Source organism: Klebsiella terrigena, assembly GCF_006539725.1.
Classification (GTDB): domain Bacteria; phylum Pseudomonadota; class Gammaproteobacteria; order Enterobacterales; family Enterobacteriaceae; genus Klebsiella; species Klebsiella terrigena.
This window is the reverse complement of record NZ_BJNO01000029.1, coordinates 24,374-36,805: the sequence shown is the minus strand read 5'-3', so window position 1 is coordinate 36,805 and position 12,432 is coordinate 24,374. Positions and strand designations below refer to the sequence as shown.

Annotated in this window: 10 protein-coding genes; 8 read left to right on the top strand and 2 right to left on the bottom strand. The window is 58.1% G+C overall.

Annotation, left to right across the window (positions count from 1 at the left end; all coding sequences use genetic code 11):
- The first annotated feature begins 52 nt into the window (after nt 1–52).
- The 3 genes from pldA to rhtC all read left to right on the top strand — a co-directional run bounded on the left by pldA (nt 53) and on the right by rhtC (nt 3,601).
- Nucleotides 53–925 (top strand): phospholipase A, encoded by an 873-nt coding sequence (gene pldA / locus RTE01_RS23565; RefSeq protein ID WP_041143500.1) that lies wholly within the window; start codon nt 53–55, stop codon nt 923–925.
- A gap of 68 nt (nt 926–993) precedes the next feature.
- Nucleotides 994–2,820, top strand: a complete 1,827-nt coding sequence (gene recQ, locus RTE01_RS23560; RefSeq protein WP_134528351.1) for an ATP-dependent DNA helicase RecQ — start codon at nt 994–996, stop codon at nt 2,818–2,820.
- Between the two features lie 160 nt (nt 2,821–2,980).
- On the top strand, nt 2,981–3,601 hold the full coding sequence (gene rhtC / locus RTE01_RS23555; protein ID WP_041143502.1) for a threonine export protein RhtC: 621 nt from the start codon (nt 2,981–2,983) through the stop codon (nt 3,599–3,601).
- A gap of 42 nt (nt 3,602–3,643) precedes the next feature.
- Here the strand turns inward: rhtC and rhtB are convergent, their stop codons facing one another.
- Nucleotides 3,644–4,264 (bottom strand): homoserine/homoserine lactone efflux protein, encoded by a 621-nt coding sequence (gene rhtB, locus RTE01_RS23550; RefSeq protein WP_041143503.1) that lies wholly within the window; start codon nt 4,262–4,264, stop codon nt 3,644–3,646.
- Between the two features lie 109 nt (nt 4,265–4,373).
- Between rhtB and pldB the strand changes: the two genes are divergently transcribed.
- From pldB to RTE01_RS23535, 3 genes are all read left to right on the top strand, one after another.
- Complete coding sequence (gene pldB, locus RTE01_RS23545; protein WP_041143504.1) at nt 4,374–5,366, top strand: lysophospholipase L2; 993 nt, start codon at nt 4,374–4,376, stop codon at nt 5,364–5,366.
- Between the two features lie 191 nt (nt 5,367–5,557).
- A complete protein-coding gene (yigL, locus tag RTE01_RS23540) occupies nt 5,558–6,358 on the top strand; it encodes a sugar/pyridoxal phosphate phosphatase YigL (RefSeq protein ID WP_041143505.1) in 801 nt (266 codons plus the stop codon).
- A gap of 88 nt (nt 6,359–6,446) precedes the next feature.
- On the top strand, nt 6,447–7,346 hold the full coding sequence (locus RTE01_RS23535; RefSeq protein WP_141335412.1) for a carboxylate/amino acid/amine transporter: 900 nt from the start codon (nt 6,447–6,449) through the stop codon (nt 7,344–7,346).
- Here RTE01_RS23535 and metR read toward each other — a convergent pair.
- Nucleotides 7,234–8,187 (bottom strand): HTH-type transcriptional regulator MetR, encoded by a 954-nt coding sequence (gene metR / locus RTE01_RS23530; RefSeq protein ID WP_041143507.1) that lies wholly within the window; start codon nt 8,185–8,187, stop codon nt 7,234–7,236. The genes RTE01_RS23535 and metR overlap by 113 nt on opposite strands.
- 233 nt (nt 8,188–8,420) lie before the next feature.
- Between metR and metE the strand changes: the two genes are divergently transcribed.
- Both metE and RTE01_RS23520 read left to right on the top strand, forming a co-directional pair.
- The gene (gene metE, locus RTE01_RS23525; RefSeq protein ID WP_134528354.1) at nt 8,421–10,682 is read left to right on the top strand and encodes a 5-methyltetrahydropteroyltriglutamate--homocysteine S-methyltransferase; all 2,262 of its coding nucleotides are present in this window, start codon (nt 8,421–8,423) and stop codon (nt 10,680–10,682) included.
- Nucleotides 10,683–11,003: 321 nt separating this feature from the next.
- On the top strand, nt 11,004–12,419 hold the full coding sequence (locus RTE01_RS23520; protein ID WP_141335410.1) for a PTS transporter subunit EIIC: 1,416 nt from the start codon (nt 11,004–11,006) through the stop codon (nt 12,417–12,419).
- The last annotated feature ends 13 nt before the right edge of the window (nt 12,420–12,432 follow it).

The following is a 12,432-nucleotide window of genomic DNA, read 5'->3' as shown; positions in this document are numbered from 1 at the left end:
AATAAGCCCGGTGTAAAATAGAAATAAAAATCACTCTTTCAGGAGAACAGTAATGCGTATCTCTTTGGCCTGGCTGCTGGCGCTGGTTGCGCTCCCGGCCGGCGTTTTGGCGCAGGACGCGCCGATTAATCATCAGATCCACGATACTCCCGCGGTGCGCGGTAGCATTATCGCTAACCTGCTGCAGGATCATGATAATCCGTTCCTGCTCTATCCCTATGAGAGCAACTATTTGCTCTATACGTGGAGCAGCGATATCAACAAGGAAGCGATCTCCAGCTATGACTGGGCCGAAAATGCCCGCAAGGATGAGGTGAAGTTCCAGCTCAGCCTCGCCTTCCCGCTGTGGCGGGGGATCCTCGGTGATAATTCGCTGCTCGGTGCTTCCTATACGCAGAAATCCTGGTGGCAGCTCTCAAACAGCAAGGAGTCTGCACCGTTTCGCGAAACGAACTATGAGCCGCAGCTGTTCCTCGGCTTTGCGACGGATTATCGGCTTGCCGGCTGGACGCTGCGCGATATTGAGGTAGGCTATAACCACGACTCCAACGGCCGCTCCGATCCCACCTCCCGCAGCTGGAATCGCCTGTATACCCGCCTGATGGCGCAAAACGGCAACTGGCTGGTGGAAGTGAAGCCCTGGTACGTTATCGGCAGCACCGATGATAATCCGGACATCACCAAATATATGGGCTATTACCGGCTCAAAGTTGGCTATCAGCTAGGCGATGCCATCCTCAGCGCGCAGGGGCAATATAACTGGAATACCGGCTACGGCGGCGCAGAGGTTGGCGTCAGCTATCCGATTACCCGCCACGTGCGTTTTTATACCCAGGTCTACAGCGGCTATGGCGAGTCGCTCATCGACTATAACTTTAACCAGACGCGCGTCGGCGTCGGCGTGACGCTCAACGATCTGTTTTAATCGTTGCACTCTGGCTCACGGGCGCTGAAAATAGCGCCTGTTTTTCTTTTCAGGCAGACGGGGTCAATGTGGCACAGGCGGAAGTATTGAATCAAACATTGCTGGCAAAGCAGGTTTTACAGGAAACCTTCGGCTACCAGCAGTTCCGCCCGGGTCAGGAAACCATTATCGACACGGCGCTGCAAGGGCGTGATTGCCTGGTCGTGATGCCAACCGGCGGCGGCAAATCGCTGTGCTATCAGGTGCCGGCGCTGGTGCTGGGCGGCCTGACGGTGGTGGTATCGCCGCTGATCTCGCTAATGAAAGATCAGGTCGATCAGCTGCTGGCGAACGGCGTGTCGGCGGCCTGCCTGAACTCAACCCAGAGCCGCGAGCAGCAGCAGGAGGTCATGGCCGGCTGCCGCAGCGGACAGATTCGCCTGCTCTACATCGCCCCTGAACGCCTGATGCTGGATAATTTCCTCGAGCATCTCAGCCACTGGAACTTGTCGATGCTGGCGGTGGATGAGGCGCACTGCATTTCCCAGTGGGGGCATGATTTCCGTCCGGAATACGCCGCCCTGGGGCAGCTGCGTCAGCGGATGCCGCAAATCCCGTTTATGGCGCTGACCGCCACCGCCGATGACACCACCCGTCGCGATATCGTTCGCCTGCTGGGGCTGAACGACCCGCTGATTCAGGTCAGCAGCTTCGATCGCCCCAACATCCGCTATATGCTGATGGAAAAATTTAAGCCGCTGGACCAGCTGATGCGCTACGTGCAGGACCAGCGCGGCAAGTCGGGCATTATTTACTGCAACAGCCGCTCGAAAGTAGAAGATACCGCCGCGCGCCTGCAAAGCCGCGGCGTCAGCGCGGCGGCCTACCACGCCGGGCTGGAGCATCAGGTCCGTGCCGATGTGCAGGAGAAGTTCCAGCGCGATGACCTACAAATCGTGGTGGCGACGGTGGCCTTCGGAATGGGCATCAATAAGCCGAACGTCCGCTTTGTGGTGCACTTTGATATTCCCCGTAACATTGAGTCCTACTATCAGGAAACCGGCCGCGCCGGGCGTGATGGCCTGCCGGCGGAGGCAATGCTGTTTTACGATCCGGCCGATATGGCGTGGCTGCGCCGCTGCCTTGAGGAGAAGCCCGCCGGGCCGCTGCTGGATATTGAACGCCATAAGCTGAACGCCATGGGGGCCTTTGCCGAGGCGCAAACCTGCCGCCGCCTGGTGCTGCTGAACTACTTTGGCGAAGGGCGTCAGGAGCCGTGCGGCAACTGCGATATCTGCCTTGACCCGCCGAAGCAGTACGACGCGTTAATGGATGCGCGCAAGGCGCTGTCGACGATTTATCGCGTCAACCAGCGGTTCGGGATGGGCTACGTGGTGGAGGTTCTGCGCGGCGCCAATAACCAGCGTATTCGCGATATGGCCCACGATAAGCTGCCGGTTTACGGTATTGGTCGCGATCAGAGCCACGAGCACTGGGTGAGCGTGATTCGCCAGCTGATCCACCTCGGGCTGGTGACGCAGAATATCGCCCAGCACTCGGCGCTGCAGCTCACCGAAGCCGCTCGCCCGGTGCTGCGCGGCGAAGTTCCGCTACAGCTGGCGGTGCCGCGCATCGTGGCGCTGAAGCCGAAAGCGATGCAAAAATCATTTGGCGGCAACTACGACCGCAAGCTGTTTGCCAAGCTGCGTAAGCTGCGTAAAGCCATTGCCGACGAAGAGAATATCCCGCCCTATGTCGTCTTTAACGATGCGACGCTTATCGAAATGGCCGAGCAATCGCCGATTACCGCCGGCGAGATGCTCAGCGTCAACGGCGTCGGTACGCGCAAGCTGGAGCGCTTCGGTAAAGAGTTTATGGCGCTGATCCGCGCGCATGTTGATGGTGAAGAGGAGTAGTCAGGCGGGCGAAAAGGTGCCAGGATGTTCTCTTCATCCTTCAAGCTGCTCTGCGTTGACTGCGCTCACTCACCCTCGTCGCCGGCTGTTTTTCGCGCCTGGGAATGTCCTCATTTGTCACCCTGACGCATCTTGATCACTCTATTCCAGTGGGTTAACTATGCTGATGCTTTTTCTTACCGTCGCGCTGGTGCACATCATCGCGCTGATGAGTCCGGGCCCGGACTTCTTCTTCGTTTCGCAAACTGCCGTCAGCCGCTCGCGCAAAGAGGCGATGATGGGCGTACTCGGGATCACCTGCGGGGTCATGGTCTGGGCGGGCGTGGCGCTGCTCGGTCTGCACCTGATTATTGAAAAAATGGCCTGGCTGCACACCATTATTATGGTCGGCGGCGGGCTCTATCTCTGCTGGATGGGCTATCAGATGCTGCGCGGCGCGCTGAAAAAGAGCGAGGCACCTGCCGCAGAACCGCAGGTTGAACTGGCCCGCAGCGGGCGTAGTTTCCTCAAAGGGCTGCTCACCAACCTGGCTAACCCGAAAGCGATTATCTACTTCGGCTCGGTTTTCTCGCTGTTTGTTGGCGATGACGTCGGCGCGGGCGAGCGCTGGGGTATTTTCCTGCTGATCGTCCTGGAAACGCTGGCGTGGTTTGCGGTCGTGGCCAGCCTGTTTGCGCTGCCGGCGATGCGCCGCGGCTACCAGCGGATGGCGAAGTGGATTGACGGCGTGGCCGGCGCGCTTTTCACCGGGTTTGGCATTCACCTGATTATTTCACGCTAAGTCCGAAGACCCGCCAGGCTGCGCCTGGCGGAGTTATTCACCTCAGGCGTGGCGTGCCGAAGCCAGCAGCGCGCCAACCAGCATAAACAGCGATCCAAAGACCTTGTTCAACGCCGTCATCTGCTTCGGCCCCTTAATCCATGCCGCAATGCGCTGTGCCAGGGTGGCATAGCCGATCATCACGATGATATCGACCACAATGGTGGTGACCCCCAGAACCAGATACTGCATCACCTGGGGCTGATGCGGCACGATAAACTGCGGGAACAGGGCCGCGAGGAACACGATGCTCTTCGGGTTGGTCAGATTAACGAAAACCGCCCGCTGGTATAATTTCCCCTGGGTTTGCGCCTTAGCCAGGGTGGTCAAGTTGATTGCCCCCGCGGCCCGCCACTGCTGAATGCCCAGCCAGATAAGATAGGCCGCACCCGCCCATTTCAATACTTCAAAGGCCAGCACCGAGCGGGAAAACAGCGTTCCCAGGCCAATACCCACCAGAACGATGTGAATCGCCAGCCCGGTCTGCAGGCCGGCAATCGAGGCCGTTGCCCCGCGGTAGCCGTGGCTGATTGAGGTGGTCATGGTATTAATCGCCCCTGAACCCGGGGACAGGCTGAGAATAATCGATGTCAGCAGATAGGCGAACCACCACTCGAACGTCATGAGAAACTCCCTGGTTGTCTGTTTTTATGCCACAATACGCTATTGTGTAAGCCTTGTGTGATACACGGTAAAAAAACGATTTCTGGCGGTTAACAGGGGTGTAAACCCGATGTTTTGGCAGCAAAAGGATTGGGACACACGAGAAAACGCGTTTGCGGCTTTCACTATGGGGCCTCTGACCGATTTCTGGCGACAGCGGGAAGAAGCGGAATTTACGGGCGTCGACAGTATCCCGGTCCGCTTTGTTCGCTTCTGCGCCAAACAACACGACCGGGTGGTGGTTATCTGCCCTGGGCGTATCGAAAGCTACGTGAAGTACGCCGAGCTGGCCTACGATCTGTTCCACAGCGGTTTCGATGTGATGATTATCGATCATCGCGGACAGGGGCGATCGGGGCGCATATTAACCGACAGCCACCGTGGCCACGTCGTCAACTTTAGCGATTATGTTGACGATCTTGCTGCGCTTTGGCAGCAGGAAGTTGCGCCAGGCCACTGGCGAAAACGCTTTATACTGGCTCACTCAATGGGCGGCGCAATCGCGACCTTATTTTTGCAACGCCACCAGCAGCATTGTGATGCCATCGCGCTGTGCGCGCCGATGTTCGGGATAGTCATGCGCTTTCCGGACTGGATGGTGCGCCATATTCTCGACTGGGCTGAGGGCTATCAGCGCATTCGAGAAGAGTACGCCATTGGCACCGGCCGCTGGCGGGCGCTGCCCTTCTCGGTCAACGTCCTGACGCATAGCCGCCAGCGCTACCGGCGCAACCTGCGCTTTTATGCGGACGAACCCCAGCTGCGGGTGGGCGGGCCAACGTACCACTGGGTGCGCGAGGGGATCCTCGCGGGCGAAGAGGCGCTGGCTGGCGTAGAAAAAGATATTACCCCCACGCTGTTGTTGCAGGCTGAAGAAGAACGCGTGGTCGACAACCGTATGCACGAGCGCTACTGCGAACTCCGCGCTGCGGCGGGCCATCCCTGCGAAGGTAATAAGCCGCTTGTTATAGAAGGGGCATACCATGAGATCCTTTTTGAAAAGGACGCCATGCGCTCAGTCGCGCTAAATGCCATCGTCGATTTTTTCACTCGACACAATTAGAGCCTATCCCCGCAGGTGTCAATTGTTGCCGCCAGTGGGGCACGGTCAGCGCGGAACAACCGGAGCGTACAGGTCGTACGTGAGGATTGTGAGCACTGCCCAGGTCCGCAATGGCAAATAAAATAGCCTGATGGGATAGGCCCTTAATCCGACGAAGACTCTCGTCGCCCTGCTTAGAGGTTAAAATTTTTATGTACCAGGTTGTTGCGTCTGACTTAGATGGCACGCTGCTTTCCCCCGATCACACCCTAAACCCCTACGCGAAAGAGACGCTGCAGCTGCTGACCGCTCGCGGCATCAACTTTGTTTTTGCTACCGGCCGTCATTACATCGACGTCGGGCAGATTCGCGATAATCTCGGCATTAAGTCCTACATGATCACCTCCAACGGCGCGCGCGTGCACGATAGCGAGGGCAATCAGATATTCGCCCATAACCTCGATCGCGATATTGCCAGCGATCTGTTTGAGATGATGCGCAGCGATCCGCTGGTCGTCACCAACGTCTATCGCGAAGACGAATGGTACATGAACCGCCACCGCCCGGAAGAGATGCGCTTTTTCAAAGAGGCGGTGTTTAACTACAAGCTGTACGAGCCCGGCGAGCTTGATTCCCAGGGGATCAGCAAGGTGTTTTTCACCTGCGAGGATCATCAGCATCTGCTGCCGCTGGAGCAGGCGATCAACGCCCGCTGGGGCGATCGCGTGAACGTCAGCTTCTCAACGCTGACCTGTCTGGAAGTGATGGCGGGCGGCGTATCGAAAGGTCATGCCCTCGAAGCGGTTGCCAAAATGCAGGGCTACGCCCTGAAGGACTGTATCGCCTTTGGCGACGGCATGAACGATGCAGAGATGCTGTCGATGGCGGGCAAGGGCTGCATTATGCTGAATGCACACCAGCGCCTGAAAGATCTTCACCCCGAGCTGGAGGTGATTGGCAGCAACGCTGACGACGCGGTGCCGCACTATCTGCGCAGGCTCTATCTCTCCTGATAAAGATTGACGACTGGCGATTTATTATCCAGTTGTCAACCTGACTCTTCGCTACAATGAGCGTTCTTCCTCCTGAGAGACATTCATTGTGGCGCTACTGATTATTACCACCATCCTGTGGGCCTTCTCCTTTAGCCTGATCGGCGAGTACCTGGCGGGCAGCGTTGATAGCTATTTTTCGGTGCTGATGCGCGTTGGGCTGGCGGCGCTGGTATTCCTGCCGTTTTTGCGCACCCGCGGGCAGTCGCCGCGGACTATCGTGCTGTATATGCTGGTAGGGGCCATGCAGCTTGGCATCATGTATCTGCTGGCGTTCCGCGCTTACCTCTACCTGACGGTCTCCGAATTTCTGCTGTTTACGGTGTTTACGCCGCTCTATATCACCCTGATTTATGACCTGATCAGCGGGCGCAGGCTGCGCTGGGGCTATCTGCTCAGCGCCGGGCTGGCGGTGCTGGGGGCGGCCATTATTCGCTACGATAAAGTGAGCGATCATTTCTGGACCGGGCTGCTGCTGGTTCAGCTGTCGAATATCTGCTTTGCCATCGGCATGGTGGGCTACAAACGCCTGATGGAGCTGCGGCCGATGCCCCAGCACAACGCTTTTGCGTGGTTCTATATGGGAGCGCTACTGGTGGCGGTAGCGGCCTGGCTTATGCTGGGCAACCCGCACAGGCTGCCGACGACCACGGTGCAGTGGAGCATTCTGGTATGGCTTGGCGTGGTGGCTTCAGGGTTGGGGTACTTTATGTGGAACTACGGGGCGACGCAGGTGGATGCCGGAACGCTGGGCATCATGAATAACGTCCATGTTCCAGCCGGGCTGCTGGTTAACCTTGCCATCTGGCAGGAACAGCCCCACTGGCCGAGCTTTATTATCGGGGCTCTGGTGATCCTGGCCTCGCTGTGGGTCCATCGCCATTGGGTCGCTCCGCACTCCGGACAAACGGCAGATGATCGCAAGCGTGGTTCCGCGCTGAGCGAATAAATGCTTCGGTAACCGGCTGACGCTGCTCGCCGTCGCGCACGGCGGAGTATAGCCGGCTCCACAGGCCTTCACCCAGGGTTTTGGTGACCACCAGACCCTGGCGTTCAAAATTCTCCACCACCCAGTGCGGCAGCGCCGCGATGCCCATCCGCGCGGCAACCATCTGAATGAGCAGCAGCGTATTATCGACGCTCTTCAGCTGCGGGCTGATACCTGCCGGCTGCAGAAAGTGGCGCCAGATATCCAGGCGACTGCGTTGCACCGGGTAAATCAGCAGCAGCTCTGCGGCCAGGTCTTCCGGCACAATCCGCGTTTTCAAGGCCAGCGGATGATCCGGCGCCAGCACCAGGCGCACTTCAAAATCAAACATCGGCGAATAGTGCAGCCCGCTGCGCGGCAGAATATCGGACGTCATCACCAGATCCAGCTCGCCCTGCTGGAGCGCGGGCTGCGGGTCAAAGGTCACCCCGGACTGGAAATCAACCTCAACGTGCGGCCAGCTGGCGCGGAAGCTCTCGAGCGCCGGCGTCAGCCACTGTATGCAGCTATGACACTCAATGGCGATGCGCAGCCGGGTTTGCTGCGGCTCGTTACAGTCCTGCAGGGCGCGGGTGATTTGCGGCAGCACCTGGTGTGCTAGCTGCAGCAAAATTTCGCCCTGCGCGGTGAAGCGCAAAGGCTGACTTTTACGCACAAACAGACGGAAGCCAAGGCGCTGTTCCAGATCGCTGAACTGGTGGGACAGGGCGGATTGGGTCTGGTGCAGGGCCGCCGCAGCGCCCGCGAGTGAACCGCTATTCCGCAACGCCAGCAGCGTTTTCAGGTGTTTAATTTCGATCATGAAAGTCCTTCACTTCGGCATGAATAATTTGCGCTTGAGGAATATACAGTAACCGCCAATTATGGATGTGTAAACATCTGGACGTCTAAATCCTTTATCTTTCGAATTTATGGTGCGTTGGCCGCACTTCCTCACCCCGGTCACTTACTTATGTAATCTCCCGGGGATGAGCAAACTTGCCGCCTTCTCTGAATTTAAAATCCTTAGGATTGGCACATCATGAGGCTCAAAAAATGACAATTATCAATCACACCCTCGGTTTCCCTCGCGTTGGTCTTCGCCGCGAGCTGAAAAAAGCGCAAGAGAGCTACTGGGCGGGTAACGCAACCCGTGAAGAGCTGCTGGCAGCGGGCCGTGAGCTGCGCGCTCGCCACTGGGATCAGCAAAAGCAGGCGGGTATCGATCTGCTGCCGGTGGGCGATTTCGCCTGGTACGACCATGTTCTGACTACCAGCCTGCTTCTGGGCAACGTGCCGGCTCGTCATCAGAACAAAGACGGCTCCGTCGATATCGATACGCTGTTCCGCATTGGCCGCGGCCGCGCGCCGACCGGTGAGCCGGCGGCAGCGGCGGAAATGACCAAATGGTTTAACACCAACTATCACTACATGGTGCCGGAGTTTGTGAAAGGTCAGGCGTTCAAACTGACCTGGACCCAGCTGCTGGACGAAGTTGACGAAGCGCTGGCGCTGGGCCATAAGGTGAAGCCCGTGCTGCTTGGCCCGGTTACTTATCTGTGGCTGGGTAAAGTGAAGGGCGAGCAGTTCGATCGCCTGGCGCTGCTGAATGACATTCTGCCGGTCTATCAGCAGGTGCTGGCTGAGCTGGCAAAACGCGGCGTTGAGTGGGTGCAGATTGATGAGCCGGCGCTGGTGCTGGAGCTGCCGCAGGCGTGGCTGGATGCCTTCAAGCCGGCATACGACGCGCTGCAGGGCCAGGTTAAGCTGCTGCTGACCACCTATTTTGAAGGGGTTAGCGCCAACCTCGACGTCATCACCGCGCTGCCGGTGCAGGGTCTGCACGTTGACCTGGTTCACGGTAAAGATGATGTTGCCGGGCTGCACGCGCGCCTGCCGTCAGACTGGCTGCTCTCCGCGGGCCTGGTCAACGGTCGTAACGTCTGGCGTGCAGATCTCACCGAGAAATATGCGCAAATTAAAGAGATCGTCGGCAAACGTCAGCTGTGGGTCGCCTCCTCCTGCTCCCTGCTGCACAGCCCGATCGACCTGAGCGTGGAAACCCGCCTGGATGCGGAGGTGAAAAGCTGGTTTGCCTTCGCTCTGCAAAAATGCGCCGAGCTGGCGCTGCTGCGCGATGCGCTGAACAGCGGCGATACCGGCGCCATTGAGGCGTGGAGCGCGCCGATTCAGGCCCGCCGTCACTCAACTCGCGTACACAACGCCGCGGTGGAAAAACGTCTGGCGGCCATTACCGCCCGGGACAGCCAGCGCAACAGCCCGTACGCAGAGCGTGCCCAGGCCCAGCGCAGCCGCTTTAACCTGCCGGCGTGGCCGACCACGACCATCGGCTCTTTCCCGCAGACCACCGAAATTCGCGGCCTGCGCCTGGACTTCAAGAAAGGCAATCTCGACGCTAATAACTACCGTACCGGCATCGCGGAGCATATTAAGCAGGCGATCGTTGAGCAGGAGCGTTTAGGTCTCGACGTGCTGGTGCACGGTGAAGCCGAGCGTAACGACATGGTGGAGTATTTCGGTGAGCACCTCGACGGCTTTATCTTTACGCAAAACGGCTGGGTGCAGAGCTACGGTTCGCGCTGCGTCAAGCCGCCGGTGGTGATTGGCGACGTCAGCCGCCCGGAAGCTATCACCGTTGAGTGGGCGAAATACGCGCAGTCTCTTACCGACAAGCCGGTGAAAGGCATGCTCACCGGTCCGGTGACGATCCTGTGCTGGTCATTCCCCCGCGAAGACGTCAGCCGCGAAACCATCGCGAAGCAGATTGCGCTGGCGCTGCGTGACGAAGTGGCGGATCTGGAAGCGGCCGGTATCGGCATTATCCAGATTGATGAACCGGCGCTGCGAGAAGGCCTGCCCCTGAAGCGGAGCGACTGGGATGCATACCTGCAGTGGGGCGTGGAAGCCTTCCGTATCAACGCCGCCGTGGCGCAGGATGATACCCAGATCCATACCCATATGTGTTACTGCGAGTTCAATGACATCATGGATTCTATCGCCGCGCTGGATGCGGACGTGATTACCATTGAGACCTCGCGTTCCGACATGGAGCTGCTGGAGTCGTTCGAGGAGTTCGAATATCCGAACGAAATCGGCCCGGGCGTGTATGACATCCACTCGCCTAACGTCCCGAGCGTGGCGTGGATTGAAGCCCTGCTGGAGAAGGCCGCTCAGCGCATCCCGGCGGAGCGTCTGTGGGTTAACCCGGACTGCGGACTGAAGACTCGCGGCTGGCCGGAAACCCGTGCGGCGCTGGCGAACATGGTCAAAGCCGCGCAGAACCTGCGTCAGGCGTAATGTAGCGCTCGCAAGAAGTTGCTCGGCGGTGCGGCGCTTGCATCGGCCCACGGGAATCGCATAATCCATTGATATTGCAGTTTTTAGGCGGTAGGTCAGGCGCCATCCGGCAGAGATTCGGGCGACGGTAGCCCAGCCAAGCGCAGCGCGACCCGGGTAATGCCAGCCCAATATCCCACATCTACTTCAGGAGGCTTCGGCCTCCTTTTTCGTTTCTTCCCCCAATAGCGATCGTTAATTCGCCTTTATGACACCCTTCACAAACATGATAACATTATATTGTTATAACAATTGCCGCCAAAATAATAAAGGAACCTCTGTATGGACTACAACCAGGTGGGAAACGCGATTGTGAAGCACTGTGGCGGCTTATCCAATTTGCTGCATGTCACTAACTGTATGACCCGCGTGCGGATAACTATCGGTGACCAATCACTCGTGGATATCACCGCGCTTAAAAGTATTGCAGGCGTGCTCGGCGTGGTGGAGGACGACACCTTGCAGGTTATCGTCGGGCCGGGTAAATCGTCGAAGGTTGCCAATGTGATTAACGACCGGCTCAAGGGGCAACCGGCGGATGATACCCCGCTCAGCGCCGTCGAGCTAAAAGCTAAGCAGGCGCGGGAAAAGGCGAAAAAGCAGACCCGGACTAAAATCATTCTCAAACATATCGCCAATATATTCGTGCCCATCCTGCCGTCATTGATTGCTGCCGGTATCCTGATGGGCATTAACAACATGCTGTCGAACTCTGCCGCCTCCTGGGCGCTGGCACATCATGTGGCGGCGTTGGGCGATCTGTCGCCAACTCAGGTGGTGCTCGATCAGCGGCACATGCTGGGCGTCAGCCAGTTCCTTGATATCGTCTCTAAGGCGCTGTTTGGTTTCCTCTCCATCTATACCGGCGTGACGGCGGCGAAGGAGTTTGATGGCAACGCGGTGATGGGCGGCCTGCTGGGGGCGATCACCATCGTGCCGCAAATTACCGCGCTGGGGCTGATCCCGGGGCAAGGTGGGCTGGTTGGCGTCATTCTTTGCGCCTGGCTGATGTGTCTGCTGGAAAAACAGGTCCGCCGCTTTGTCCCGGATATTGTTGATGTCGTGGTGACTCCGACCATTGTTCTGGTGGTGATGGCGGCGGCGTTGCTGTTCGTAATCATGCCCGTTGCCGGAGTCGTTTCCGACGGCATTCTTCATAGCCTGAACGGCCTGCTTGCTGGCGGCGGTATCGCTGCAGGCTTTGTTCTCTCTGCACTCTTCCCGTTTTTAATCTCTCTTGGCCTGCACCATGGCCTGTTTCCTATTCATATTGAAATGATTAACGCCACCGGCCACGCGCCGCTGTTCGCCATCCAGATTATGTCCAACGCCGGAATGGTTGGTGCGGCGACGGCGGTACTGCTGCTGACGCGTGACCCGATGATGAAGAAAATAGCCAAAGGGGCGATCCCGACCTCCATCCTGGCTGTCGGTGAACCGACTATTTTCGGCGTCAATATTCCGGCCGGATTCGCTTTTATTACCGGTTCTATTGGGGCGGGCTTCGGCGGGATGATGGTGGTGCTGCTGGGCGTTTCGACTAATGGCATCGGGGCGGCCGGACTGTCCGCACTGCCTCTCATCGCAGACGGTAAATATTTACAGTACATCATGTCGTGGTTAACCGGCTGTGCCGCAGCCTTCGTGCTGACATATATCGTCGGAAAAATACGTGGTTACGATAAAGAAACGGCGTGAACGAAAAACAAGG

Bases quoted from the DNA above. Each gene is read 5' to 3' on its own strand.
- pldA (WP_041143500.1), top strand. From the start codon at position 53: ATGCGTATCTCTTTGGCCTGGCTGCTGGCGCTGGTTGCGCTCCCGGCC.
- rhtC (WP_041143502.1), top strand. From the start codon at position 2,981: ATGCTGATGCTTTTTCTTACCGTCGCGCTGGTGCACATCATCGCGCTG.
- rhtB (WP_041143503.1), bottom strand. From the start codon at position 4,264: ATGACGTTCGAGTGGTGGTTCGCCTATCTGCTGACATCGATTATTCTC.
- pldB (WP_041143504.1), top strand. From the start codon at position 4,374: ATGTTTTGGCAGCAAAAGGATTGGGACACACGAGAAAACGCGTTTGCG.
- yigL (WP_041143505.1), top strand. From the start codon at position 5,558: ATGTACCAGGTTGTTGCGTCTGACTTAGATGGCACGCTGCTTTCCCCC.
- metR (WP_041143507.1), bottom strand. From the start codon at position 8,187: ATGATCGAAATTAAACACCTGAAAACGCTGCTGGCGTTGCGGAATAGC.
- metE (WP_134528354.1), top strand. From the start codon at position 8,421: ATGACAATTATCAATCACACCCTCGGTTTCCCTCGCGTTGGTCTTCGC.
- RTE01_RS23520 (WP_141335410.1), top strand. From the start codon at position 11,004: ATGGACTACAACCAGGTGGGAAACGCGATTGTGAAGCACTGTGGCGGC.